Source organism: Micromonospora sp. SD19 (genome assembly GCF_054462275.1).
In genome coordinates this window covers 807,544-833,646 of record NZ_JBTLMN010000001.1, presented here as the reverse complement: position 1 = coordinate 833,646, position 26,103 = coordinate 807,544, and the positions used below count along the sequence as shown (strand labels likewise).

Genomic DNA, 26,103 nt, shown 5'->3' with positions numbered 1-26,103 from the left:
CGATCATGATGACTGAAATTGTCGTACACCTGTTCTAGTGTCGGGTCATGGTCGAGGAGTTGGCGCAGGCAGACGACGCGGTCGCCGCGTGCGTGGACGCCGCCGCCTGGGCCCTTTCCGAGCAGGATTTGATCGCCGCGCTCGACGCCGCGCACCGCTTGGAGCAACGTCTCGCCGCCGTGAAGCTGGCCCTGATCCGTGAGCTCGACGGCCGGGGCACGCCCCACGCGCAGGGTGCCTCCTCCACCACGGTGTGGCTGCGCGAGCGACTGCGACTCACCATCACGGTCGCCCGCCGCCTCGTCGACCTCGCCACCGCACTCGACACCGGCAACCCCGGGGTACGACAAGCGCTCACCGACGGACGCGTCACCCTCGACCAGGCCCGGGTCATCGCCGACACGGTCGACACCGTGCACACCACCGCCGGTGCAGAGGCCGGCGACAAGGCGGTTGGTGTGCTGGTCGGCTGGGCCGGGCAGTTCGACCCCACTCTGCTGCGCAAGCTCGGCACCCGCATCCTCGACCACGTCGCCCCCGACCTCGCCGACGCCGCCGCCCACGCCGCCCTCGACGCCGACGCCCGCCGCGCCACCCGCGACCGCCACGTCACCCTCTCCGAACAGACCGACGGCCGCCTGCGACTCACCGCCACCCTCGACACCGAAACCGCCGGCCTCCTGCGCGCCGCCATCGACCCCCTCAGTGCACCCTCCGGCCCCGACGACTCCCGTTCCGCCGGACAACGCCGCCACGACGCCCTCGCCGACATCTGCCGCCTCGCCCTGCGCACCGGCGACCTGCCCGAACACGGCGGCGACCCCGCCCACATCGTCGTCACCACCAGCTACGACGAGTTGACCCGGCAGCTGTCTCGCGGTGCGCTCGACACCGGCGCGCACCTCACCCCCGACACCGTGCGACGCCTCGCCTGCGACGCCACCATCCTGCCCGCCGTCCTCGACAGCACCGGCCAAGTCCTCGACCTCGGCCGACAACGCCGCCTCATCACCGGCCCCCTCCGACGCGCCCTCGTCCTACGCGACCACGGCTGCGCCTTCCCCGGCTGCGACCGCCCACCCCGCTGGTGCCACGCCCACCACATCCACCACTGGGCCGACGGCGGCACCACCAACCTCGACAATGCCGTCCTGCTCTGCGGCCACCACCACCGCCACATCCACCACAGCGACTGGGCAGTGCGACTCGCCGCCGACGGCCACCCCGAATTCACCCCACCCGCCTGGCTCGACCCCGAACAACTCCCCCGCCGCAACCACTACCACCGACGAACATAAGAGCGGCCGACTGACCCGACCCTCCAAGCCGAACAACCATCGGCACGTGCTCCGGGCCAGAGGAGACGTGCTGTGGTGGCAAGGAACACGCGCTCGGTCCACGGCAGCGATGATGCGTCACCCGCTGGTTCAGGGTGTCGCCAGCCGCCAGGCGCGGACCAGTGTTGGCACGTCGGGGCCTGTCGCGTCGCTCGTTCCACGGTCCGGCGCTGGTCACTGTTGCCTCGCCAAGTCTGTGGTGGACTTCGGCACGGGCAACCGACCAAATGGCACAGATCACCCAAGTCGACGTTCCTAAATGACGCGCAAAGTACCCGTTGTGTTACGAGCTTGTTTCCAAGATGACGGCCAGGTTACGAGTGCTTCTCGATGATCGGTGCCGATCCTAGGTTTCGGCCACCGTCATCAGTCGTGGCGGCCGGCACCGAACGTGGAGGCAACGACGTGCCACAACCGAACACCCATCGGACCGGACGGGCCAGGCACGGGGTCAGCATGCTGGCCGCCGTGGCGCTGACCGCGGCCGGCCTGACCAGCCTGCCCGCCAGCGCCACCGCCGCGCCGGCAAGCAGTGGACCGACCGCCCGCTACCTCGTCCAGCTCGCCGAGGAGCCACTCGCCACCTACACCGGCGGGGTTCCCGGGATCGCCGCCACCAAGCCGGTCGACGGGGCGAAGCTGAACCGTACGTCCGGGAACGCCAACGCGTACCGGGACCACCTGCGCCAGCAGCGCAAGTCGGTGCTGGACCGGGTCGGCGTGCCCGCCGAGCGCACCCGCGTCACCATGGAGACCGCGTTCAACGGCTTCGCCGCCGACCTGACCGGGCCGCAGGCCGCCCGGCTGCGCGCCACCAAGGGTGTCCGCGCGGTGTACGAGAGCCAGAAGGTGCACGCCGCCACCGCACACACCCCCGACTACCTGGGCCTGACCGGCAAGGGCGGGGTGTGGGACAAGGAGTTCGGCGGCGACCCCCACGCGGGTGAGGGCGTGATCATCGGGGTCATCGACAGCGGCTACTGGCCGGAGAGCGCGAGCTTCGCCCCGCTGCCCAGCCCGCGCCCCGACCAGGCCGTCATCGACGCCAAGTGGAAGGGCACCTGCGACGTTGGCGTCGAAGCACCGGTGACCTGCAACAACAAGGTGATCGGGGCACGCTGGTACAACGACAGTGGCATCGCCGACGCGTTCCCGGACGACTACTCCTCGCCGCGCGACCGCAACGGCCACGGCACCCACACCGCCAGCACCGCCGCCGGCATCCACGGCGTGCGGGCGACGTCGGGCAACCAGGACCTGGGCATGATCTCCGGCATGGCGCCGGCCGCGCGATTGGCGATCTACAAGGCGCTGTACGACAACGGTGCGGGCGGAGCGACCGGCACCGACATCGACATCGTGCACGCCATCGACGACGCGGTCGCGGACGGCGTCGACGTGATCAACTACTCGATCGGTGACGACACCGAGCGCTTCGGTGCCGTCGACGCGACGTTCTTCAACGCGGCCGCCGCCGGGGTCTTCGTCGCCGCCGCCGCCGGCAACTCCGGCCCGTTCGCCAACACCGTCGACAACTCGACGCCGTGGCTGACCACTGTGGCCGCGAGCACCACCGACCGGCAGAACACCCGCACGCTCACCCTCGGCGACGGCACCACCATCGCCGGTGTGGGCATGGGCGAGACCGGCGTCGGGCCGGCCCGCCTGGTCTTCGCGAAGGACAGCGCGGTCGACCCGGACGGCGCCTACGGTGCCGGCCTCTGCGCCGACGACACGTTGGACCCGGCCAAGGTCAAGGGCGCGATCGTGCTCTGCCTGCGCGGCGAGATCCCGCGTACCGACAAGAGCATCGAGGTGGCGCGGGCCGGCGGGGTCGGCATGGTGCTGTACAACGAAGAGCTGAACTCCCTGAACGCCGACGTGCAGGCCGTGCCGACAGTGCACATCAACGAGGTCGACCTGGCCACTGTCACCGCGTACGTCGGCAAGGGCAACGCCACGGCGACCATCTCGCCGAGCAAGCTGGAGACGGTCGAGGCTCCCGCCGTCGCCGCGTTCTCCTCGGCGGGCCCGTCGAACCTGAACGCCGGTGAGCTGCTCAAGCCGGACATCAGCGCGCCCGGTCAGGACATCATCGCCGCGTTCTCCCCGTCCATCGGCGGCAACGACTTCGCCCTGGAGTCGGGCACCTCGATGGCCGCGCCGCACATCGCCGGCATCGCCGCGCTGCTGCTGGCCAAGAACCCCGACTGGTCGCCGGCGGCGGTCCGCTCGGCGCTGATGACCAGCGCGGTGGACACCACCGACAAGGGCAACCCCATCAAGATCGGCACGTACGACGCCACTCCCATGAACTACGGCGCCGGTCAGGTGAAGCCGGGCAGCGCCTTCGACCCGGGCCTGGTCTACGACTCCAACCAGCAGGACTGGATCAAGTACCTGTGCGGGGTGTCCGCCGACCGGGGCGGCGACTACGGGCTCGCCGACCTGGACGGCTGCGACACGATCGGTGCGATCGACACCGCCCAGCTCAACTACCCGTCGATCTCGCTGGGCCGGATGGTCGGCAAGCAGAGCGTGACCCGTACGGTCACCAACGTCAGCGACAAGACCAGCACCTACACCTCGTCGGTGCAGGCCCCGCCGGGCTACAAGGTCACTGTCACCCCGAAGAAGATGCAGATCCGTCCGGGCCAGAGCGCCCGCTTCACCGTCGAGGTCACCAACACCGGCGGCGCGTTCGACACCTGGGCCGACGGCTCGCTGACCTGGCGCGACCAGTTCAAGCACGCGGTACGCAGCCCGCTGGTCGTGCACAACTCCGGGCTGGTCGCCCCCGACGCCATCACCGGCACGGGCACCTCCGGCAGCGTCCGGATCGCCGCCGAGGCCGGCTACAAGGGTCAGCTGATCTCCCAGCTGTCCGGCCTGACCTCGGGTACCAGCACCACAGTGACCCTGAAGGGCGACGGGCCGAGCTGGGACTGGAGCACGTCGAACAACCTGCCGGTGCCGCTGCCCGCGTCGATCAGCCGGACCACCCTGCACGTACCGGCCGGCACCCGCAGCCCGGAGATCCACGTGACGTCGGCACGGCCCACCTGCTCCCACATCGACTGGGAGGACGAGGAGGGCGTGATGGAGTGCACCGAGTTCAGCCTCAACGTCTACGACAAGTCCGGGAAGTTCGTCACCGCCACTGCCAGCACCCGGATCGGCGCGAAGGTCGCCCTGCCCGACGGTGCCGGTGACTACATCGTGGTCGTCGAGCAGGAGTTCACCGAGAACATCAAGGACGAGGCCAACGCGTACACCATCACCAGCTACCTGCCGGGCGCGCCGGGCACCTCCACCGGCCGGGTCACCATCGACCCGAAGCAGCGCAGCGTGCAGCCGGGCGCGACGGCGAACCTGACACTGCGTTGGTCCGGGCTCGCCCCGGGGCAGCGTTACGTCGGGGTGTTGGAGTTCCGCAACGGTGACAGCTCGCTGAAGGTCGTGCCGGTCACCGTCCAGTCCTGACCCCGCTCCCCCGACCCGGCGGATCGGCGTGTGACTCAGGTCACCGCCGGTCCGCCGGATGACCGGCGGGAACCGCAGAGATGATCTGCTCGCCCCACGGTGATCGACGGCGGCGAGAACAAGACCCGGGGCGGCGGGAGCCCAACTCCCGTCCGCCCCGAACGTCTGCGCGGGCCCGTCGAATTCGTCGGCCGAACGGCGGAACTGGCCCAGTTACGCCGGCTCGTCGCCACCCCACCCTGCCTGATCCTGCTCGAAGGTGAGCCCGGAATCGGCAAGAGTCGGCTCGTCGCCGAGCTGCTCGCCGAACTCCCCGGGCGGCACCTCGTCGGCGAGTGCGACGACGTGCCCGAACCCTTCCCGCTCGGCGTGCTGCTGGACGCGATCCGGGGCTGCACCGAGCGACCCGGTCCACTCAGCCCGGTGGCCGGCGCCCTCGCGCCGCTACTGCCCGAACTCGCCGACGTCCTGCCGGACGCGCCGCCCCCGTTGACCGACCCGGCGGCCGAGCGTCATCGCCTGTTCCGCGCCGTCGCGGCGGTGCTCACCGCGCTGAGCCCCGCCACCCTCCTGCTCGAGGATCTGCACTGGGCGGACCCGGCGACCTGCGAACTCCTCGCGTACCTGAGCACCCACCCGGTGGACGGGCTGGCAGTGCTGCTGACCGCGCGGACGGCGACGCCGGGGAGCAGCACGCCGATCCACGACGCCCTGGCGCGGACTCCCCCGTGGAGCGTCACGCGCGTCGCGCTCAGCCCGCTGGACGCCGATGACGTACGCCGGCTGGCGGCGCGCACCCTGCGGCTCGACGACCCGCCGCAGCAACTGACCGCCGCCCTGCTCGACCGCACCGCCGGTATCCCGTTCGTGGTCGAGGAGGTGCTGCGTACGCTCGCCGAGCGGGGCGGCGACCCGTTGGCCGACGACAGTGTCCCGTTCGTCCTCCGTGACGTGCTGCTCTGGCGGCTGCGCCCGCTCGACGAGGCCACCCGGGAGGTGCTCGGCGCGGCGGCCGTGCTGGGCATGACGCCCGATCAGCGCATCCTCGCCGCGGTGCTCGGCCTGGACCGGGTGGCGATCGGCGCGGCGTTGACCGCCGCACACCGGGCGGGCCTGCTGCACGACGCCGGGGACGGCCTGCGGTTCCGCCACGACCTGGCCCGACAGGTGGTCTACGACCTGGTGCCCCGGGAGAGCCGGGAGTGGCTGCACCTGCGGGTCGCGCGGGTGTTGGAGCAGGAACTGCCGAGACCGGTGGCCCAGCTGGCGCACCACTACCGTCGGGCCGGCAGCGGGGCCGACTTCGTCCGCAACGCCGAGGCGGCCGCCGACCTGGCCACCGAACGCGGCGACGACGCGACCGCCGCCAGCTTCCTGCTCCAGACGATGGACATCGCCGAGCTTCCCCGACCGGTACGGGTTCGACTCGCCGCCAAGCTGGGCCGGTCGGCCATCGACGGGCTCAGCCAGGCCGAGGCGATCCCGGTGCTGGAACGGCTGCTCGCCGACCGACGGCTGCCACCGGGCGCCCGAGGGGAGCTGGGCCTGGTGCTGGGTCGGATGCTGCGCCAGCAGGGCGAGGCGCTGCGCGGGTACACCGAGATCGAGCGTGCGGTGCCGTACCTGCGCGCGCCGCGCCGCAAGGCCCCGGCGCTCGCGGTGCTGGCGGCCCCCGACACCGTCGTGGGCCGGCACGTCGACGACCACCTGGCCCGTTGTACGGAGGCGGAGACCGCAGCGGCGGCCAGCGGGGATCCCGGGTCACACCTCGCGGTCCGCATCGCCCGGGCCTCGCTGCTGCTGGAGTTGGGCGACCCGGCGGCCTGGGCGATCATCACGGAGCTGCGGGCGTCCGCGGAGTTGGCCGATCGGCCGCGCGAACACGCCCGCGCCTGCCTGAACTGGGCGCAGGGCGCGCTGCACGCCGGTCATCCCGAGCAGGCCGAAGCGTTGCTGGCGGCCGGCCGGGCGCTGGTCGACGAGACCGGGTACGAGCGGCTGACGTCCCTGGTGGAGGCAACCCAGTTGTCACTGGACCGAGCCACCGGCCGGCTGGACGGTCTCGTCGAGCGGCTCCGTCGGCTGGTCGCCAGCGCCGAGCGGATGCCGGTCACCCTGCTGGACGCGCGGGCCGAACTGGCCACCGTGCTGGCGCTCACCGCCACCGCGAACGGCGGCACCGCGAACGCCGGCAGCGCCGCCGGCCTGGGCGACAGGACCGGCGGGCTGGACGAGGTGGAGGTGGCCGAACGGGCGCTGCGGGAGGTGGTGGTCGACGCCCGCCGAGTCGGTGCGATCTGGCCGCTGGTGCAGACGCTGTCGGCGCTGGCCCGACTGACAGTGACCAGGCAGCCGGACGAGGCCGTCCGGCACGCGACGGAGGCGCTGTCGGTGGTACGCGGAAAGGGCATCCTGGCGTGGGCCGCCGACGCGGTGCTGGTGCTGGCCGAGGCCGCAGCGGCGCAGGGTGAACCGGCGCGGGCCGCGGCGGCGGTCGCCGAACTGGAAGCCGGGATCGCCGGCCGTGACACGCCGCTGGCCCGGGCCGCTCTGCACCGCTGCCGGGAACTCGTCCCGGCCTGAGCCGGGGCGGGCCGTCGGTCGACGGCCCGCCCCGTGGATCACAGGACGACCTGGTGCACCCGGTCGTCCACGCCGCGTACCGCCAGCCAGGCGCTGCCGTTGGCTCCGGCGGCGGCCCCGGGCGCACCCCGGAACGCGTCGGTGGCGAACTCACCACGTCGGAACCAGCCGCCCCAGGCACCGTCGGCCAGGTTGCGCTGCCAGAGCCGGTTGTCGGCGGCCAGCGCGAACAGGTAGACCCGGCCGGAGGTGGCGAGCAGGGTCGGGCTGCCGCTGGTGGTGCCGCCCAGGTTCGTCCAGGCCGACCACGTGGTGCCGGTCCGGCTGCTCCACCACACCTCGTCGGTGCGGCTGCGGACCGCCACGTGCAGCACGCCGGCGTCGTCGACGATCGCGCTCGGCCGACCGTAGAACGGCCGGTTCTCGGGAGCCCCCACACCGGTCCAGCCAGCGCTCGGCGTACGCGTCCAGAGCTTGCCGTCGGCACCACGGGCGACAAGCGTCCACTGCGTCGGGCTGGTCCACGCCACCGTCGGCGCGTCGGTCAGCGTGCCGCCGAGGTTGCGCCACGGCCCCCACGTACCGGCGACGTAACTGCGCTGCCAGGCGGCGTTGTCGGTGCCCCGGACGAAGACGTCGATCCGCCCGTCGGCGGAGCCGTACGCCGCCGGCTGGCCGAGGATCCGGCCGCCGACCGGGCCGCCGAGGGAGGTCCACCGGCTTCCCCACGTCGTACCGGAACGGGTGTTGACCGCCAGGGCGCCCTGCGCGTCGCGGACGAAGGCGGTGGCGTGCGTGTCGTCCACCCGGACCAGCGCAGGGCTGGCGCTGGCGGTGCCGCCGAGGTCGGCGCCGGCGACCTGGTCGGTGCCGGTCAGGCCGAGCATTGCCACCCCGTGCGCCGGCACCTCGACGGTGTACGAGCCGGTGAACGGCTGCACGCCCGGAGTGCCCGGCTGGGCGTCCACCGTGGAGCGGGACCACAGGTCACGGACCCGGACCGACCCGCCGAGGGCGACGTCGGCGAAGTTCACGGTGATCTGCTGGGCGGTGTCGTGCCGGTTGAGCAGCGCGACGGCACGTTTGCCGGAGCCGGCGAGCACCTTGCTCCAGACCTGCGCGTCGGTGCCGGTGTCGGCGACCTTGACGCCCTGCCGCACCAGCGGGTCCTGGTCCACGGCGATGATCTCCGGGTTGGTCAGCGCCGAGATCATCTCCTGCGGCAGGCCACGCGGGTCGGAGCCGATCACCAGTGGCGCGGCCATGATGGCCCACATGCCGAGCTGCGTCTTGGACTCCTCCAGGCTCAACTCGTACCCGCCGTCGGGCAGCGGACGCATCGGCAGCAGGTAGTCCGGGTCGTTGTAGTGCCCCGGCCCGGTGGCCGCCGGGTGGTACGCGTTGACGTCCATGTTGCGCAGCACCCACGGGAACGCCCACTGCGGCGTCGGGTCGGTGAGCCCCACGTCGGTGTACGTCCGCCAGGAGTCGGCGATCGTGGGCGCGTACGTGTAGCTCCAGGTGGAGAGCTGCTCCGGGGTGTACGGGCCGCCACCCCAGTCGGAGCTGACCGGGTTGCAGATGTTGAGCAGCATCGGTCGGGGCGACTGGCGTACCGCCTCGGCCAGCTCCCGGAAGGTGGTCTCCGGGTCGAGGCCGGCGGCGCGGCCGCAGAGCCAGTCGGCCTTGAGCGCGTCGAAGCCCCAGCCGGCGAACTGGGCGATGTCCGCCTGGTAGTGGCCGTTGCTGCCGAGCCCGCACTGCCCCGGCAGGTACGGGCCGGCGTCGGTGTAGATGCCGGCCTTCATTCCCCTGCTGTGGATGTACGCGGCCAGCGCCGCCATTCCGCCGGGGAAGCGGGCCGGGTCGGCGACGAGCTGTCCGGCCTCGTTGCGCGGGGTGGGGGCGGCCCAGTTGCCGTCGATCCAGACGTAGGTGTAGCCGGCGTCGCGCAGGCCACTGCGGACCATGTAGTCGGTGACCGACCGTACTTCGGCCTCGGTGGGATCGCCACCGAGGCCGAAGTAGGTGTTCCAGCCCTGGTAGGGCGTGGGGGCGAGGCCGCTGTTGAAGAAGGTCGGCGCGCCCTGGTCCTCCGCGCCGGTGGCCGCCGGGGCGTGACCGGGGCGGCCGGGCCCGTGGCCGGCCTTCGGCGGGTCGGCGTGGGGTGGGCCGGCCATCGCCGGCACGGGGCTGGCCAGGCCCAGGCCGAGCACGGCCAGGGCAGCGGTCAGCTGTCGGTTCAGGCGCATGGAGGTACTCCTGTCCCTCGGGGGTGGGGGTGGTGGTGCTCCGAGCTCAGTCGCGGGTCAGCACGATGAGGTCGGCGTCGTGGGTGGCGCTCCACCGCACGGGCAGGCCCGCCGCGGTGAGGTGGCTGCCGGAGTAGTGCCGGTCGCCGTGCGAGTAACGGGCCGCCCGGTCGAGGCCGCGCAGCGGCAACCGGACCGGGCGGGACGGGAGCAGCCCGGCGCCGTCGAGCCGGCCGGTGTGCCAGGCCAGGACGACCACCCGGCTCTCGTCCGGCGCTGTGTACTGCACCGCGCAGCGGGCCTGGTCGGGGCCGCCGATCAGGTGCACCTCGCCGTGCGTGACGACGTCCCGGATCTCCTTGTAGCGGGCGATCCAGCCGGCCGCCTCGGCCCGCTCGGCGGGGGTCCACGCCCGGATGTCCGCGCCGATGCCGAGCACACCGGCCATCGCCAGGACGAACCGGAACGCCAGCGTCCGCGGGCGCGGGTCGAACAGGCCGGGCGCGTCGGTGACCCAGGAGCTGAGCAGGTGCGGGGCGTTGGCGTGCAGGAAGCCGTGCTGGATGGCCAGCCGGTCGAGTGGACCGGTGTTGTCGCTGGGCCAGAACACGTCGGCGCGGGCGGCCATCGCCAGGTCGGTACGCGCGCCGCCGCCGGCGCACGCCTCGATCAGCACACCGGGGTGGTCCCGGCGCAGCCGCTCGTAGATCCGGTGCAGGTTGGCGACGTGCGCGCCGTCCAGGTCGAGTGGGCCCAGCCCACCGGACCGACCCGGTTCGGTACGCGGCCGGTTGAAGTCCCACTTCAGGTAGTCGATGTCGTACCGACGCAACAGCCCGTCGACTGTGGAGTGGACGAACTCGGCGACCTCCGGCCGACCCAGGTCGAGCAGGTACTGGTTGCGGACCGGGGTGATCGGTCGGCCGTCGACGGAGTAGACCCACTCCGGGTGCTCGGCGTACAGGGACGACTTCGGGTTGACGCACTCCGGCTCGACCCAGAGGCCGAAGTTCAGCCCGAGGGCGCGGACGTCGGCGATGAACGTGTCGAACCCGGCCGGGAACTTCGCCGGGTCGGGTGTCCAGTCGCCCAGCCCGGCGGTGTCGTCGTCGCGGCCCACGAACCAGCCGTCGTCCACGACGAAGGTCTCCACACCCAACTCGGCCGCGATCCGGGCGAGCGCGAGCTGGCTCTGCGCCTCGACGGCGAAGTAGGTCGCCTCCCAGGAGTTGTAGAGCACCGGCCGCGGCCTGAGCCGGTCGGCGGCCAGCAGCCGCTGGTGGGTGTGCCAGACCCGGGCCAGCCCGTCCAGGCCGTCCGAGCTGTACGCGCCGGTGACCACCGGCAGGGTCAGTCGCTCGCCGGGGGCCAGCTCCAACGGGCCGTCGACCAGCTGACGGCCGACCCGGACCCGGGTCAGGCCGCCGGTGTCCCGCTCGGCACTGATCTCCCACGAACCGGTCCAGGCCAGCGCCATCCCCCAGGCCGGGCCGGCCGGCTCGGCGGTGTCGCGCACCGTCAGCCAGGGCACGTGCAGATGCCCGGGTACGCCCTGCGAGCTGCCGATGCTGAAGGTGCCGTGGCCCAGCTCGATGTGGGAGAGCTGGAACTCCTGCGCCCACTGCCCCCACTGGTGACTGAGCAGTGCGCCGTGCGGCGTGGGTACGCAGAACCCGCCCGAACCGGCCCGGATGACCCGCAGCGCGTCGCTGCCGTCGTTGGTCAGCTCGACCCACCGCTGCACCACGTCGGTGCCGACCGGCATCCGGTAGTGCACTGTGGCGCGCAGCCCGGTGACCGGGTCGGCGAACTCGACGGCCAGCTCCCGCTGGTCGGCGTCGATCCGCGCGTCGGTGTGCGCGAAACCCACCCGCCGCTGCCCGTTCGAGGTCTCGATCACCAGGTCGGGGCCGGTGAACGGGCGGTCGGCGTCGGTGGCGTACTCGATGGGGGCCGCGTCCCCGGCGGTGAGGAACGGGACCGGGCCGTCGTAGCCGACCGGCGAGGGCCCGTCGGAGACGCCGTGTGGCCCCCAGGCGACAAGTTCCAGCCAGCGACCGTGCGCTGGCACCCGCACCGTGTACTCGGTGTGCGTGCCGCGCAGCGTCCAGCGCTGCCCGGCCTCGGCGGTCACTTGACCGCTCCGATCGCCAGGCCGGAGACGAAGTGCCGCTGGAAGCGGAGGAACACCGCGACGGTGGGGACGGCGGCGATGACGGTACCGGCGGCGATGACGTTCCAGGACGACACGAACTGCCCCTGGAGCGCGAGCAGCGCCGGGGTGACCGGCATGTTGTCGTCGGTCCGCAGCACGGTGATCGCCCAGAGCAGGTCGTTGAAGATCCAGGTGAAGGAGAGCGCCCCGAGAGCCGCCAGCGCGGGGCGGGTCAGCGGCAGCATCACCCTGGTGAAGATCTGCGCCGTGCCGGCCCCGTCGATGGTGGCCGCCTCCTGGATCTCGCCCGGCAGGTCCCGCATGAAGCCGTGCAGGACGAACGTGTAGAAGCCGAGCCCGAAGCCGACCTGCACCGCGATCAACGCCCAGAGCGTGTCGTACAGGCCGGTCAGCTCGCTGAACTTGGCCACCGGGATGAGCAGGATCTGCGGTGGCAGCAGGTTGCCGGCGAGCATCAGCAGCAGGATGGTCCGCCGGCCGGGGATCCGGAATCGGCTCAGCGCGAACGCGGCCATCGCGGCCAGCCCGAGGCTCAACGCCACCGACGGGATGGTGACGATCATGCTGTTGATCAGGGCGCGCAGTTCGCCGCCGTCGGTCCACGCCTGCCGGTAGGTGTCCAGCGTGAACGAGCGGGGCAGGCTGCCCACGCCGTGCGCGGCGATGTCGTCGAACGACCGGGTGGACATCACCACCACCCAGAGCACCGGACCCAGCCAGAGCAGCGAGAGCAGGATCATGCCGGTGTGGAAGGCCCCGGTACGGAGCTTGTTCATCACGCTTCCTCCCGGAACGCGCGGACCAGGTAGCCGAGGATGACGGCCAGCGCGAGCACGAAGATCACGACCGCGATCGCCGAGGCGTAGCCCAGCCGCAGGCTCTGGAACGCTGTCGAGTACATGTAGGTGCTGAGCAGCTCAGACGAGTGGTACGGCCCGCCCTTGGTCAGCGACCAGACGATGTCGAACGAGCGCAGCGAGTCGATCACGATGACCGACAGCACCACCGCGTTGACCCCCTTGAGCTGGGGAATGGTGACGTGCCGCAGCCGCTGCCAGGAGTTCGCGCCGTCCATCCGGGCCGCCTCGTGCAGCGCCGGGTCGATCGCCTTCAGCCCGGCGAGGAACAGCACCATCACGTACCCGATCTGGCGCCACAGCGCGGGCAGGATCACCGCGTACAGGGCGGTCTGCGGGTCGGCGAGCCAGGGCCTGATCAGGCTCTCCAGGCCAACCGCCCGCAGCAGCGTGTCGGCGATGCCGTCGGGCTGGTAGAAGACCCGCCAGACCAGCGCCGTCACCACCAGCGAGAACACCACAGGGGTGAACAGCGCGGCCCGGTAGAACCCGACACCGCGCCGCTCCTTCTGCAGGACGAGCGCCATCCCGAAGCCACCCAGCACGGAGAGGCCGCCGAAGAGCACCAGCCAGATCACCGTGTTGACCAGCGCACCCCGGAAGGTGGCGTCGCCGGCCAGCTCGACGTAGTTGTCGGTGCCGACGAAGGTCGGCCTGGTCATCCCGTCCCAGCGGGTCAGGGAGAACCAGAAACCCTGGAGCGCCGGCCAGAACACCCAGATGCTCTCGACCGCGAACGGCACCAGGACGAACGCCACCAGCAGCGGCGACAGTCGGGCCGACCGTCGCCGCCGCCGGGTGGGGGTGACCGAAGTCGTGGAGATCGTTGCTGTCACGTCAGCCCTTGAAGACCTTCTCGGCGCCGGCCTGCCACTCCCGCAGGATCGCGTCGATCTGGTCCGGCTTGTCGATGAACTTGGTCAGCGCGGTGTCGGCGGTCGGCTGGAGCGCGTCGCTGGAGTCGCGGTTGAAGAACTGGGTCAGCTCCTTGGCCTCGTTCAGCATCGCCTTGCCCTTGACCACCAGCGGGGAGTCCGACGCCTTGGCCTTCGGGTTGGCCGGCAGGACGATCCCGGAGCTGGCCTTGACGTACGCCTCCTGGGCCTCGACCCCGGCCAGGTAGCTGAGCAGAGCCCTGGTGCCGGTCGGGTTGGCGGTCTTCGCGCTGGCGAAGAAGCCGTCGGTCGGTGCCTCCTCGGCCAGCGGCACCGCCGGGTCGATGATCGGGAACCGGAAGAAGTCCAGGTCACCGAGCGCGTCCTTGGGGGCGGCGTCGGCGAAGAACGTGCCGATCAGGAACATTCCGGTCTTGCCGGCCAGCAGCGCGGTGGTCGCCTCCTGGAACGGGTACGCCTTGCCCTTGGGGTCGAAGTAGGGCAGGGCCTCGCGCCAGCGGGTGAAGACCGCCTTGACCTTCGGGTCGTCGAAGCGCTGCTTGCCGGCGAGCAGCTCGCGGTGGAACGGCGCGCCGTTGATCCGGATGTTGAGGTAGTCGAACCAGGCCGAGGCCACCCACGGGGTGTCGCCGAGGCCGATGCCGATGGGCGGGATGCCCTTGCTCTTCAGCGTCTCGCAGAGGGCCAGGAACTCGGTCCAGTTCTTCGGCTCCTGCACGCCCCACTTGGCGAAGTTGGACTTGCGGTAGAAGAAGCCCCACCAGTAGTTGTTCATCGGCACGAAGATCTGCTTGCCGCTGGCGTCGGTGGAGAGGGTGCGCAGCGACTGGGGGTAGTCGCCCAGCGACTTCCAGACCTCGGAGACGTCCAGCAGCAGGTTCTTGCTGGCGTAGTCGTTGGCGACCGAGCCCGCGTACCAGGTGTAGAGGTCCGGCGGGTTGGCCGAGGTCAGGTAGGTCGGCAGCTGGGTCCGAAAGGTCTCCGAGGCGATCGTGTTGAGGCTCGCCGTGCCCTTGCCCTGCCCGTTGAAGGTCTCGATCAGCTTCTCCATCGCGGCCTTGGCCTGCGGCGAGGAGAGGTTCGACTGGATGGTGACCGCGCCCGAGCCGCTGCTCGTCGTCGGCCCGCTGGCGGAGCTGGCGCACGCGCTGAGGAACGAGCTGGCGCCGAGCGCGCCCAGGCCGGCGAGCCCGAGGTGGCCAAGGAATCGCCGGCGACCGGGGTCGAAGTCGCTCACGGAGGTATCCCTTCCTTTACGACACGTAGCGTTACGGCGCGATGTGTCGTCCATGTGAATGCTGTGACGAGAAGGTTGCATCGACCCTCGCCGGCTGTCAAGATATCTTCCTAATTAATGATTAGACGAGACCACGGTGAGGGGTCAGGTGGATCAGCCTATGCGCCGGCTTGATGGCAAGAACGCGCTGGTCACCGGCGCTATGGGCGGGATCGGTGCGGCCATCGCCCGACGGCTCGCCGCCGAAGGAGCAGCCGTCGCGCTGCTCGACGTCCACGATCCGACCCCGCTGGCCGACGAGCTGACCGCCGCCGGTCAACGAGCACTGTCCGTAATGGGCAGTGTCAGCGAGGAGAACGACTGGGCAACTGCGGTGGGGGCGACACGAGCGAGCCTCGGCCCGGTCGACATCCTGGTCAGCACCGCGTACGCCGTGCAGGTCGCCCCGGCCCACGAAACCAGCCGACAGTCCTGGGACCACCAGCTCGGCGTCAGCCTCACCGGCTCGTTCCTCGGCGTCCGCGCCTGCCTGGACGACCTGCGGGCCCGCTCCGGCGCGGTGGTGCTGATCTCCTCGGTGCACGCGCTGGTCGGGTTGCCCGGCCGGCCCGCGTACGCCGCCGCCAAGGGTGGCCTGGTCGCACTCGGCCGCCAACTCGCCGTGGAGTACGGCCCGCAGGTCCGGGTCAACACCGTGCTGCCCGGGCCGATCCTCACCGCCGCCTGGGCCGACGTGTCCGAAGAGGACCGGCAGCGCAGCGTGGCGGAGACCGTCGCGAAGCGTTTCGGCACACCGGACGAGGTGGCCGCGACGGTCGCCTTCCTCGCCTCGCCGGACGCCGCCTACATCACCGGCGCGAGCCTCGTGGTGGACGGTGGCTGGACAGCGGTGAAAGCCTCGGCCTGAGAGATCGATACCGACCAGCGAAAAGGCCAGGAGCATTGGCACAGTACGCACGCCGCGGCGTCCACGGGCAGACCGTCGAAGCGATCGCCCGTCGCATCCTCACCGGCGAGATCCCCGCCGGCGCGACCCTGAACATCGTCGCGTTGCAGGAGGAGTTCGACGTCAGCCTCACCGCGCTCCGCGAGGCGCTGAAGGTCCTCTCGGCCAAGGGCATCGTCGACGCCCGACAGAAGCGCGGCACCTTCGTCCGACCCCGGGCGGACTGGAACCTGCTCGACGGCGACGTGATCCGGTGGCAGTTCGCCGAGGGCACCGACCAGCGGTTGCTCGACCAACTGCACGAGGTACGCGCCATCATCGAGCCGGCCGCCGCCCGGCTGGCCGCCACCCGCGCCACCACTGACGACCTGACCGCCCTCGACCGGGCACTGGACGAGATGGCCCAGGCCAACGGCGATCCCGCCGCCGCCATCGCCGCCGACCTCGCCTTCCACCGCGCGCTGCTCACCGCCACCCACAACGAGCTGCTGGAACGGATGGAGGTGGTGATGGAGACCGGGCTCGCCGAACGGGACCGGCTGGTGCACGGCGGCACCCCGCACGACGACCCGGTGCCCAGCCACCGCGCGGTGGTCGACGCGCTGCGCGACCGGGACGAGACAGCGGCCGAGACCGCGATGCGTCAGTTGCTGGACAAGGCCGTCCGCGACGTCGAGAAGGTACGGGGACGAAGGGGCAGTCAGTGAAGATCGAGCGGATCGAGACCTTCCTGGTCGCGCCACGGTGGTTGTTCTGCCGTGTGGAGACCGACGACGGGCTGGTCGGGTGGGGTGAGCCGGTGGTCGAGGGCCGCGCCGAGGTGGTGCGCAGCGCGGTCGAGGTGCTCTCCGAATATCTGATCGGCGCGGACCCCCTGCGCGTCGAGCAGCACTGGCAGGTGCTCACCAAGGGCGGTTTCTACCGGGGCGGGCCAATCCTCTCCAGCGCGGTCGCCGGTCTCGACCAGGCGCTCTGGGACATCGCCGGGCAGGCGTACGGGGCACCGGTGCACGCGCTGCTCGGCGGGCCCGTCCGGGACCGGGTGCGGATCTACTCGTGGATCGGTGGGGACGAGCCCGACGAGGTGGCCGACGCCGCCGCCGCGCAGGTCGCCGCCGGCCTCACCGGAGTCAAGATGAACGCCTGCGGGCGGCTCTCCCCGATTCCCACCTCGGCCGAGGTGGACGCCGTCGTCGGCCGGGTGGCCGCGGCCCGCGAGGTGCTCGGCCCCGACCGGGACATCGCCGTGGACTTCCACGGTCGCGCCGGAATGGCCGCCGTCCGCCGGATCCTGCCCGAACTGGCCGCCCTGCGCCCGTTCTTCGTGGAGGAGCCGGTCCTGCCCGACCAGGCTCACCACCTGCCCGACATCGTGGCCAGCACGCCGATCCCGGTGGCCACCGGCGAGCGGCTCTACGGTCGGTCCGAGTTCCTCGGCCCGTTGCAGGCCGGGGTCGCCGTGGTCCAACCGGACCTGTCGCACGCCGGTGGGATCTCCGAGGTCCGCCGGATCGCCGCGCTCGCCGAGACGTACGGCGCGCTGCTCGCCCCGCACTGCCCGCTCGGCCCGATCTCCCTGGCGGCCAGTCTCCAGGTGGCCTTCGCGACGCCGAACTTCCTGATCCAGGAGCAGAGCATCGGCATCCACTACAACGCCGGCTCGGAGTTGCTGGACTACCTGATCGACCCGGAGCCCTTCCGGTTCGTGGACGGGCACATCGCCCGCCTCGACCGGCCCGGGTTGGGCATCACCGTCGACGAGGCGGCGGTCCGCAAGGCCGCCCAAAGCCCGCACGCCTGGCGCAACCCGGTCTGGCAGCACGCCGACGGGTCGTTCGCCGAGTGGTGACCGGTGCACGGCCGGTGCCGTTGCGGGTGGCGTACGACGCGGCGCACGGCGGCCGGTGGACGAGCCTGCACGGCGGTGACCGGGAGTGGCTCTGGCGCGGCCCGGAACCCGGCCGGCACGAGGTACGCCCCGGTGCGGCGTTCGTCGACGCCGGTGGGCTGGAGGAGTGCCTCCCCACCGTGCGCGGCGAGCCCGACCACGGCGAGGTGTGGTCGCGGCCGTGGCGCGAAGCGGCCCCCGGCACCGTGGTCGTCGAACGGCCCACGTTCACACTGCGCCGAAGGATCACCGACGACGGTGGCGTGGTGGTGGCCGACTACCGACTGGCCGCCGACCCCGGGTACCGGTTCGTCTGGGCCGCGCACGCCCTGCTCGGCCTCTCCCCCGACGCCCGCCTGGACGCGCCCGCCGGCACCCCGACCCGGCTGCACCCGGAGGCCGCCGCGCTCCTGCCGCCGGGCGGTTGGCCCGTCGGCGACCCGTGGTTGACCGGGCCGTGGCCGGCCCCGGCCGGGCTGACACTGGACACCTTCGGCCCGGACGACGGCACGGCGCTCGGCGCGGTGCTGCTCGACTGCCCACGGGTCCAGGTGATCGACGGCACCAACCGGCTGACCCTGGAGCTGGAGTGCGCCGACCAGCCCCGCAGCACGGCCCTCTGGCGCAACCTGGGCGGCTGGCCGGCCGACACCCCCTACCGCAGCCTCGGCGTCGAACCAATGCTCGGCGCCGCCTTCGACCTGGCCGACGCCGGCCCGTCCGACGCGGCGGTGGTTCCCGCCGCCGGCGAGGTCACCTGGCGACTCACCATCTCCGCCCACCGCACCCACTGAGGACACCGTGATGAACCTGCTCGACGAGCTGCGTACCCATCGGCTGCTGGCCATCGTGCGCGGCCCGGACCCGGCCGCCGCGCTGACCGCCGTGCTCACCCTGGCCGAGAGCGGCGTCGCCCTGGTCGAGGTCTCGCTGACCAGCACCGACGCGCTCGGCGTCATCCGCCGTGCCCGGGCCGCCCTCGGGCCCGGCTTCGGCCTCGGCGCGGGCACCGTGCTCAGCGCCGAGGACGCCCGCGCGGCGGCCGACGCGGGCGCCGGCTTCCTGGTCACCCCCGCGATCGCCGCGAGCCTCGCCGAGGGCGGCCGGCTCGGCCTGCCGGTGCTCGCCGGCGCCCTCACCCCGACCGAGGTGGTGCAGGCCACCGACGGCGGGGCCACCGCGATCAAGCTCTTCCCGGCCTCCCTCGGCGGGCCCGACTACCTCGGCGCGCTGCGCGACCCGTTCCCCGGCACCGCGTTCGTGCCGGTCGGTGGGGTCGACGCGGACGGTGCCCGGCGCTACCTCGACCGGGGCGCGACAGCTGTCGGCGTCGGTTCCCCGCTGCTCGGCGACTCCGTCCGAGGCGGCGACACCACGGCGTTGCGGGAGCGGGCCGCCGCCTTCCTCGCGGCGGTCCGGCCATGACCGACCTGGTCACGCTCGGCGAGACGATGGCGGCGTTCCGCACCACCGGCCCGCTGCGACTGGGCGGGACCGCCGGCATCTCCGTCGCCGGGTCCGAGTCGAACGTGGCGATCGGCCTGGCCCGGCTCGGCCACCGGCCGGCCTGGATCGGGGTCACCGGGGCCGACGAGCCCGGCGAGCTGGTCCGCCGTACGCTGCGCGCCGAGGGCGTCGACCTGACCTGGTCCCGGGTCGACCCGACCGCCCCCACCGGGCTGATCCTCTTCGAGAACCGGGTCGCCGACATCAACCGGGTCACCTACCACCGCGCCGGGTCGGCCGGCTCCCGACTGGGCCCGGCCGACGTGACAGGGGCCTTCGACGCCCCCGGGCCACCACCCCGACTGCTGCACGTCACCGGCATCACCTGCGCGCTGGGCGTCGAGCCGTACCAGGCGGTGGTGGCGGCCGTGCGGCGCGCCCGCGCGGCCGGCAGCACGATCTGCCTGGACGTCAACCACCGCAACCGGCTCTGGTCGGTCGCCGAGGCCGCCGCCGCGCTGCGCCCGCTGCTGCCCTCGATCGACCTGGTGATCGCCTCCGACGACGAGTTGGCGGTGCTGACCGACGCCACCGACCCGGCCTCGGCGCTCCTCTCGGCCGGCGTCACCGAGGTCGTGGTCAAGCACGGCGGCGACGGGGCGACCAGCCACAGCGCTACCGGCGTCATCCAACGTCCAGCCCGGACGGTGCCGGTGGTGGACACCGTCGGCGCGGGTGACGCCTTCGTCGCCGGGCTGCTCTCCGGCTGGCTCGACGGCCTCGACGCGCTGGCCCGACTGGACCGGGCCATCACCACCGGCGCGTTCGCGGTCGCCACCCGGGGCGACTGGGAGGGTCTGCCCGACCGGGCCGAGCTGACGCTGCTCGACCACGGCCCCGGCGGTACGGTCCGCTGACGACCTTTGGGAGGAACACCATGGAGCTGACCGAGCCGACCGTCTGGAGCACCGACCGGCTGGAGTTGGGTGAGGGCCTGCGTTGGGTCGACGACCGGCTGGTCCTCGTCGACCTGCTGGCCGGGCGACTCCTGGAGACCGACGGCGACGCCCCGACCCCGCTGCGGGAGCTGCGCCGCCTCGACGTGCCACTCGGCGCGGTCGCCCCGGTGCTCGACCGACCCGGCGAATGGCTGGCCGCCGCCGGGACCGGCGTCAGGGTGCTGACCGCCACCGGCGACCCCCGACCGGTCGCCGACCTGGTCGGCGACGTACCCGAGCCGACCCGGATGAACGACGCGGTCGCCGACCCGCACGGCCGCTTCTGGGCCGGCAGCATGACGTACGCGATGGCGCCCGGCGGGGGCACGCTGTTCCGCCTCACCCCGGGCGCCGAGCCGGTGCCCGCGGTGACCGGGCTGACCATCCCGAACGGGCCCGCGTTCGACGCGAGCGGCACCACCATGTATCTGGCCGACACCCCACTCGGCCAGATCGACCGGTTCACCGTCGACCCCGGCACCGGGGCCCTGCACGGACGGGAGCCGTTCCTGCGGCTGTCCCCCGCCGACGGCGGCCCGGACGGCATGACACTCGACGCGGCCGACCACCTCTGGATCGCGCTGTGGGGTGGCTCCGCGGTCCGCCGATACCGGCCCGACGGCACCCTGGACCGGGAGATCCGGCTGCCGGCCAAGCAGCCGGCCGGAATCTGCCTGGGCGGCCCCGACCTGCGGCGACTCTTCATCGGCACCGCCCGGGTGGGGCTGGACGTGGCGGGCCCGCAGGACGGCGCGCTGCTCGCGGTGGACGTCGAGGTCCCCGGCCTGCCCGCCGCGCGCGCCGCCGCACCGATCGGCTGACCGGAGGCATACCGGACGCCACGGCGGGAACAACCGCACCGCAGGCGGTAACAGCCGACAGGTGGGGAGCGAGCCGATGATCAGCACAGGGTGGGCGGCATGAACGGGCCGGTCGGCGACGAGCCGATGGGGGAACTGGAGCTGGTGCACACCTTCACCGGCCCGATGCCGACCGGGGTGAGCGTCTCGCACCGGGGCCGGATCTTCGTCAACTTCCCGAAGTGGGGCGACGAGGTGCCGGCCACCGTCGTCGAGCTGCGCGACGGTCAGGAGACGCCCTACCCCGACCAGGCGTGGAACGACCCGTCCGGCGACGACGACGCGGGCGCGTTCGTCTCGGTGCAGAGCATCGTGGTGGACCCGGCCGACCGGCTCTGGGTGCTGGACACCGGCAGTCCGATGTTGCAACCCACCAAGCCGGGCGGCCCGAAGCTGGTCCGGGTCGACCTGGAGACCGACACCGTCGCCCAGGTGATCACCTTCCCGGCGGACGTGGCGCTGCCGACGACGTACCTCAACGACGTCCGCTTCGACCTGCGGCGGGGCGAGGCGGGCGTCGCGTACATCACCGACTCCGCGTTCGCCGGGCCGAACGGAATCATCGTGGTGGACCTGGCCAGCGGTGCCGCCTGGCGGCGGCTGCACGACCACCCGTCCACCAAGGCGGAGCCGCTGACGTCGTTCCGGCCGATTATCGAGGGCCGGCCGTTCCTGGAACGACCGGCCGACGGGCCGCCGAAGCCGGTGGGCATGGGCTCCGACGGCATCGCCATCTCCGCCGACGGCACCCGGCTCTACTACTGCCCGTTGGCGTCCCGGCGCCTCTACAGCGTCTCCACCGACGCGCTGGCCGACCCGGGGGTCACCCAGGAGGCCGTCGCCGCGACGGTTGTCGACGAGGGCGACCGGGGCACCGCCTCGGATGGGTTGGAGAGCGACGACGCGGGGCGGCTCTACCTCACCTCGTACGAGCACAACGCCGTGCTGCGTCGACTGCCCGACGGCGGGTACGAGACGCTGGTGCACGACCCGCGACTGCTCTGGCCGGACACCATGTCGGTGGCCACCGACGGATACCTCTACGTCACCGCCAACCAACTGCACCGGCAGCCGCAGTACCAGCGCGGCAAGGACCTGCGGCGCAAGCCGTACGCGCTGTTCCGCACCCGCATCGACGCCGGCCCGGTGCTGCTGCGCCCCTGACCGCGCCAGGGCCCGGCTCCCTCCGCGATCTTGCACTTTCTGTCCCGACAGAAGGGGCATCTACTCCCAAATCAACAACCGGAACTGCAAGATCGACGCATTCTTGGACTCAGGCCGTCAGCTCGTCGGCAGGGTGCGGTCCAGGAGGTCGAAGAGGGCGGCCCAGTGGCGCTCGGTGGCCTGCTCGTCGTACGCCGGGGTGTCGGCCATGGTGTAGCCGTGGTGGGCGCCCGCGTACACCTCTGAGCGGTAGCGCACCCCGGCGGCGTCGAGCGCCTTCTCCAGCGTGGCGATCTGCTCCGGCGTCATCGACTGGTCGGCGTCGGCGTGCCCGAAGTACACCTCACCGGTGATCGAGCCGACGGCGAGGTGCGGGCTGTCCGGCGCGTCGGTGACGATCCGCCCGCCGTGGAAGCTGGCGACCGCCGCGATGCGGTCCGGGTGCGCCTCGATGGCGCGCAACGCGTTCGTGCCGCCCATGCAGTAACCGGTGATCACCACCGGGCCCGGCCGGACGTCGTCGCGTGCGGCCAGGAAGTCCAGGTAGGCGGCGGTGTCCCGGCTGACCACCTCGGGGGTCAGCGCGCCGATCAGCGGCATGATCTGCTCGAAGAGCGCACCGCGCTGGTCCGCGTCGCCGAGCCGGGACAGGTCGAACAGCGGTGCCCGACCGCCCCGGTAGAACAGGTGGGGCGTCAGCACCAGGTAGCCCCGGGCGGCGATCCGCTCGGCCATCTCCACCAGGCGCGGGCGCGGCCCGAAGGCGTCCATGAAGAGCAGCACCGCCGGGAACGGGCCGTCGCCGTCCGGTCGGGTGAGGGACGCGTCCGCCACTCCGTCACTGGTTGCGATGTCCACCGTCGTCGTCAGCACAGTGCCTCCTCGTACGCCGATCTTGGTCCGTTCCGAACGTTACTCGCCGTGTCGGCGCGCCTGGCCGGCAGCCGCGTGAACACGGCGTCAAGAAATGGCGGTGACCCGTCGAAACGGCGTATCGACTGGTGCTCCGCCGGCGCCCGGTGGTGACGATGGGTGCCATGAGTCCTTGGCGGATGACACGCTGGGAACGCGGAGAGCTGCCACCCGACGCCGGCACCGACAACGTGCCCGGCGCGCCCACAACCAGGGCGGACGGGTCGGAACGGCGGCACGAGGCACTGGTCAGCGTCCGGCTCGGCCCGTCCGCGCCCGGCAGCCACCTGGTGGAGTACCTGCGGCGCGAGCCGTGCGCCGTCGCCGCGTGGTGGATCGCGGCCGACGTCGACGCCGTCATCCGGCTTGCCGCCGACAGCATCACGGTGCTGCACCGCGCGGTGGCCGACCTGCGGCTACGCGCCGGAGTGGAGGTGGCGGAGGCGAACTACATCCTGCGCGCGCTCGACCTGACCACACCGGCCGACCCGGGTGCCCCGACGGACGCCCAGGCCTGGGCGGGGTCCGCCGCATGAGCCGCCGCACCGGTGCCCACCGGGTCGTGGTGGGCGTCGACCGCTCGTTCGCCGGGATGCAGGCGCTGCGCCGGGCGACGCAGCTGGCCGCGACCATCCGCCGCTTCGCCCGCGACCTCGAACGACTCAGCCGATGACCGCCACCGCGGCGGCACGTGTGGAAAGGACCGACCCGACAATGGACGAGGGCCCGATAATCTACGCCGTTCCGGTGCGTGACCTCCCGGGACGAATGGTGCGGACGGTACGGACCGGCCGCTCTCCGCAGGGGCAGCGGATGGGCATCGCCTTCACCCGGCCCGAGCTGCTGGTCACCGCGATGGGCGCGGACCAGCAGTGGGAGGAGCTGTGCGAGTCGGCGCTGCGCGGCATGCTGCGCCCGCTCGGCATCGACGTGATCCAGGTCGACCCGTTGCTGGTGGCACCACCGCTGGGCCCGACGACCGCCGCCCGCCCGACGACCGCCGCCGGCCCGATCGGTCAGGCGCGGACGAAGCGCACCGCGTCGGCGATGACGTGGCCGTCGGTGTCCTCGGTACGGATCAGCACGCTCCCGTCGGTGCCCGCCGTGAACGGGTAGGTGCCCAGCGGCACCCACTGGCCCCCGGACTGCCGCTGGTCGACGGTCCGGGTGGCCACCCCGCCGGAGTACGCGATGTCGACCGGCACGTTGCTCGCCCGGTTGGGGTCGGCGGTCCAGCGCAGCTGCACGGTCCACGACCCGGAGGCGGGCAGCGTCGGGCGGAACCGCAGTCGGTTGACGCCCTTGGCGGTGTTGCCGTCGTGCTCGTAGTCCGGGCCGTAGTAGCCACCGATGCTGGTGCTGCGCAGCCACGTCCCGGCCCGGGTGATCCCGCCGGCCGCCGCGTTGTCCAGGATCACCTCGCTGGTCGATCCCCATTCCAGCACCGCGCCGTCCTGGCGCAGCCGGGCCTGGAGGGCGGGCACCGACACCGCCTGCGCGGCGAGGTTCCCGGCGAGCGCCAACGACGCCGCCGTGGCGGCGGCCTGCCCGAGGATCATGAACACCGGCTCCATCCGGATCGAGCCGTACGCGATGTGGCTCGCCGACAGGCAGACCGGCACCAGCAGGTTGGCGCACTGGGCCTGGTGCGGCACGATCGCCCGGTAGCTGACCGGGTACGGCGACGGCACCCCGATCTGCACGTCCCCCTCGTTGCGCACCCGGCCGTCGACAACCACCCGCTGACAGTTGTGCGAGTCCATCGTGTAGCTGGCCAGGCCCACCGAGTCGGTGGCCCGTACCCGGCCCCGGCAGTCAGCCTCGGTCATCACGTACGCGGAGACCATCCGGCGGGCCTCCCGGATGTAGAGCAGCGGCGGCCAGCCGCCCGTGCCGGTGAACTCGTCGGCCGGCAGCCCCCACCGGGCGGTCGACTCACGCACTGATGCCGGCAGCCGGGGATCGTTGGCCAGGAACCACATCATCCCCTGCTGGTAGCTGCGGTGCTCGGCGATGATGCTCTCCCGCGCCGCCCAGGTCGCCGTCGGGTACGCGTGGTTGAAGCCGATGTGGTCGGTGGACACCGCGCCGTTGTTGTTGGAGTCGGTCTTCCCACCGCCGATCGATCCGGTGGTGAAGTACAGGCCGGTGAAGCCGGCCTGGATGTGGCGCAGCTGCAGCTCGTACCGGATCGGGTCGTAGTCGGACGGCCTGCCGAACGGGATCCGGTTGGCCGCCTGGGTGAGGCACATCCGGAAGCAGTACGCCTGGATCCGGTCGTCGCCGCTGCCCTGCGGGGCGAGCGGGGTGGTGGAGATGCCCGGCAGCAGGCCGCTGGCGGGCGAGCCGGCCGTCACGTACGGGTCGACCGGGTAGACGAACTGGTGGGTGTTGCGGGACTGCACCCCGTTGATCGTCTCGCCGTAGGTGTCGTTGGACTCCCGCCCGACGGTGAACCCCACCCCGGCCATGGCCAGCAGGTCGCCCTCGTAGCTGGCGTCCACGAACACCCTGCCGGAGTAGATCGACCCGACCTCGGTGCGCAGCTCCGTGATCCGGTTGCCGCTGCGGCCGAGGCTGGACAGCCGCGCGCCGACGACCACGGGGACGCCGGCCTCGGCCAGCATCTCGGCGAAGACGGCTGCGGCGACGCGCGGTTCGAAGGTCATCCGCAGCGGCGACGTCGGCGTGAGGGTGCCGCCGTGGTACTTGACGTACACCCGGCGGTAGAACTCGGCGGCCAGCCCGCCGATGGACGCCTGGACCCCGGTGTCGGTGGCGCCCAGCCCGGCGGTGCTCAGCCCACCGACGTGGCTGGTGGGCTCCACCACCACGGCGGTGTGGCCGAGCCGACGCATGGTGATCGCGGCGGCCAGCCCACCGGAGGTGGCGCCGTAGACGACCAGGTCGGCGGTGGTGACGGCGGCGCGGGCGGGACCGGCCCGGAACGGGTCGGAGAGACCGGCCAGGACGAGGCCGGCGCCGCCGGCGGTCAGCAGACGGCGGCGGGACAGGGGCACTGACACGGCGAACTCCCGAGGGGTAACCGGAGGGGACGGTTACAGAAG

Annotated in this window: 21 protein-coding genes; 14 read left to right on the top strand and 7 right to left on the bottom strand. The window is 72.3% G+C overall.

What is annotated here, in order from left to right:
- The first annotated feature begins 47 nt into the window (after nt 1–47).
- The 3 genes from ACX27O_RS03845 (at nt 48) to ACX27O_RS03835 (ending at nt 7,403) form a co-directional block, all read left to right on the top strand.
- On the top strand, nt 48–1,298 hold the full coding sequence (locus tag ACX27O_RS03845; RefSeq protein WP_458938950.1) for an HNH endonuclease signature motif containing protein: 1,251 nt from the start codon (nt 48–50) through the stop codon (nt 1,296–1,298).
- Between the two features lie 495 nt (nt 1,299–1,793).
- Complete coding sequence (locus ACX27O_RS03840; RefSeq protein WP_458938949.1) at nt 1,794–4,820, top strand: S8 family serine peptidase; 3,027 nt, start codon at nt 1,794–1,796, stop codon at nt 4,818–4,820.
- Between the two features lie 99 nt (nt 4,821–4,919).
- Nucleotides 4,920–7,403, top strand: a complete 2,484-nt coding sequence (locus tag ACX27O_RS03835) for an ATP-binding protein (protein WP_458938948.1) — start codon at nt 4,920–4,922, stop codon at nt 7,401–7,403.
- A gap of 38 nt (nt 7,404–7,441) precedes the next feature.
- Here the strand turns inward: ACX27O_RS03835 and ACX27O_RS03830 are convergent, their stop codons facing one another.
- From ACX27O_RS03830 to ACX27O_RS03810, 5 genes are read right to left on the bottom strand one after another with little or no spacing between them, the layout of a single operon-like run.
- On the bottom strand, nt 7,442–9,655 hold the full coding sequence (locus ACX27O_RS03830; protein ID WP_458938947.1) for a glycoside hydrolase family 27 protein: 2,214 nt from the start codon (nt 9,653–9,655) through the stop codon (nt 7,442–7,444).
- 46 nt (nt 9,656–9,701) lie between these two features.
- Nucleotides 9,702–11,789: an alpha-galactosidase gene (locus tag ACX27O_RS03825; RefSeq protein ID WP_458938946.1), complete on the bottom strand. Its 2,088-nt coding sequence runs from the start codon at nt 11,787–11,789 to the stop codon at nt 9,702–9,704.
- Nucleotides 11,786–12,607 carry a carbohydrate ABC transporter permease gene (locus ACX27O_RS03820; RefSeq protein WP_357645667.1) on the bottom strand — a complete coding sequence of 274 codons (822 nt, stop codon included), beginning with the start codon at nt 12,605–12,607 and terminating at the stop codon, nt 11,786–11,788. Before ACX27O_RS03820 ends, ACX27O_RS03825 begins: the two co-directional genes overlap by 4 nt.
- Complete coding sequence (locus ACX27O_RS03815) at nt 12,607–13,524, bottom strand: carbohydrate ABC transporter permease (protein ID WP_458938945.1); 918 nt, start codon at nt 13,522–13,524, stop codon at nt 12,607–12,609. Before ACX27O_RS03815 ends, ACX27O_RS03820 begins: the two co-directional genes overlap by 1 nt.
- A 1-nt stretch (nt 13,525) precedes the next feature.
- Nucleotides 13,526–14,821 carry an ABC transporter substrate-binding protein gene (locus tag ACX27O_RS03810; RefSeq protein ID WP_458938944.1) on the bottom strand — a complete coding sequence of 432 codons (1,296 nt, stop codon included), beginning with the start codon at nt 14,819–14,821 and terminating at the stop codon, nt 13,526–13,528.
- Between the two features lie 160 nt (nt 14,822–14,981).
- Here ACX27O_RS03810 and ACX27O_RS03805 point away from each other — a divergent pair, with 160 nt between their 5' ends.
- The 8 genes from ACX27O_RS03805 to ACX27O_RS03770 all read left to right on the top strand — a co-directional run bounded on the left by ACX27O_RS03805 (nt 14,982) and on the right by ACX27O_RS03770 (nt 22,123).
- Nucleotides 14,982–15,728 carry an SDR family NAD(P)-dependent oxidoreductase gene (locus ACX27O_RS03805; RefSeq protein ID WP_458938943.1) on the top strand — a complete coding sequence of 249 codons (747 nt, stop codon included), beginning with the start codon at nt 14,982–14,984 and terminating at the stop codon, nt 15,726–15,728.
- 35 nt (nt 15,729–15,763) lie between these two features.
- Nucleotides 15,764–16,474 carry a FadR/GntR family transcriptional regulator gene (locus ACX27O_RS03800; protein ID WP_030329469.1) on the top strand — a complete coding sequence of 237 codons (711 nt, stop codon included), beginning with the start codon at nt 15,764–15,766 and terminating at the stop codon, nt 16,472–16,474.
- A complete protein-coding gene (gene dgoD, locus ACX27O_RS03795; RefSeq protein WP_458938942.1) occupies nt 16,471–17,616 on the top strand; it encodes a galactonate dehydratase in 1,146 nt (381 codons plus the stop codon). The genes ACX27O_RS03800 and dgoD overlap by 4 nt, the downstream gene beginning before the upstream one ends.
- Nucleotides 17,610–18,449, top strand: coding sequence for an aldose epimerase family protein (locus ACX27O_RS03790; protein ID WP_458938941.1), 840 nt, complete (start codon nt 17,610–17,612; stop codon nt 18,447–18,449). Before dgoD ends, ACX27O_RS03790 begins: the two co-directional genes overlap by 7 nt.
- A 10-nt stretch (nt 18,450–18,459) precedes the next feature.
- Nucleotides 18,460–19,080 carry a bifunctional 4-hydroxy-2-oxoglutarate aldolase/2-dehydro-3-deoxy-phosphogluconate aldolase gene (locus ACX27O_RS03785; protein ID WP_210866934.1) on the top strand — a complete coding sequence of 207 codons (621 nt, stop codon included), beginning with the start codon at nt 18,460–18,462 and terminating at the stop codon, nt 19,078–19,080.
- The gene (locus tag ACX27O_RS03780) at nt 19,077–20,018 is read left to right on the top strand and encodes a sugar kinase (RefSeq protein ID WP_458938940.1); all 942 of its coding nucleotides are present in this window, start codon (nt 19,077–19,079) and stop codon (nt 20,016–20,018) included. The genes ACX27O_RS03785 and ACX27O_RS03780 overlap by 4 nt, the downstream gene beginning before the upstream one ends.
- 20 nt (nt 20,019–20,038) lie before the next feature.
- Nucleotides 20,039–20,920, top strand: coding sequence for an SMP-30/gluconolactonase/LRE family protein (locus ACX27O_RS03775; protein ID WP_458938939.1), 882 nt, complete (start codon nt 20,039–20,041; stop codon nt 20,918–20,920).
- Between the two features lie 99 nt (nt 20,921–21,019).
- The gene (locus tag ACX27O_RS03770; RefSeq protein WP_458938938.1) at nt 21,020–22,123 is read left to right on the top strand and encodes an L-dopachrome tautomerase-related protein; all 1,104 of its coding nucleotides are present in this window, start codon (nt 21,020–21,022) and stop codon (nt 22,121–22,123) included.
- Between the two features lie 117 nt (nt 22,124–22,240).
- Here ACX27O_RS03770 and ACX27O_RS03765 read toward each other — a convergent pair whose 3' ends face one another.
- Nucleotides 22,241–22,996 carry a dienelactone hydrolase family protein gene (locus tag ACX27O_RS03765; RefSeq protein ID WP_030329483.1) on the bottom strand — a complete coding sequence of 252 codons (756 nt, stop codon included), beginning with the start codon at nt 22,994–22,996 and terminating at the stop codon, nt 22,241–22,243.
- Between the two features lie 164 nt (nt 22,997–23,160).
- Here ACX27O_RS03765 and ACX27O_RS03760 point away from each other — a divergent pair, with 164 nt between their 5' ends.
- The 3 genes from ACX27O_RS03760 to ACX27O_RS03750 all read left to right on the top strand — a co-directional run bounded on the left by ACX27O_RS03760 (nt 23,161) and on the right by ACX27O_RS03750 (nt 24,151).
- Entirely contained in the window at nt 23,161–23,571 is a 411-nt protein-coding gene (locus ACX27O_RS03760; protein ID WP_458938937.1) for a hypothetical protein, read from the top strand.
- Entirely contained in the window at nt 23,568–23,708 is a 141-nt protein-coding gene (locus ACX27O_RS03755) for a hypothetical protein (RefSeq protein WP_156057352.1), read from the top strand. Before ACX27O_RS03760 ends, ACX27O_RS03755 begins: the two co-directional genes overlap by 4 nt.
- Before the next feature lie 74 nt (nt 23,709–23,782).
- A complete protein-coding gene (locus ACX27O_RS03750; protein WP_209444499.1) occupies nt 23,783–24,151 on the top strand; it encodes an SAV_915 family protein in 369 nt (122 codons plus the stop codon).
- Here the strand turns inward: ACX27O_RS03750 and ACX27O_RS03745 are convergent.
- Nucleotides 24,052–26,061: an FAD-dependent oxidoreductase gene (locus ACX27O_RS03745; protein WP_458938936.1), complete on the bottom strand. Its 2,010-nt coding sequence runs from the start codon at nt 26,059–26,061 to the stop codon at nt 24,052–24,054. The genes ACX27O_RS03750 and ACX27O_RS03745 overlap by 100 nt on opposite strands.
- Between the last annotated feature and the right edge of the window lie 42 nt (nt 26,062–26,103).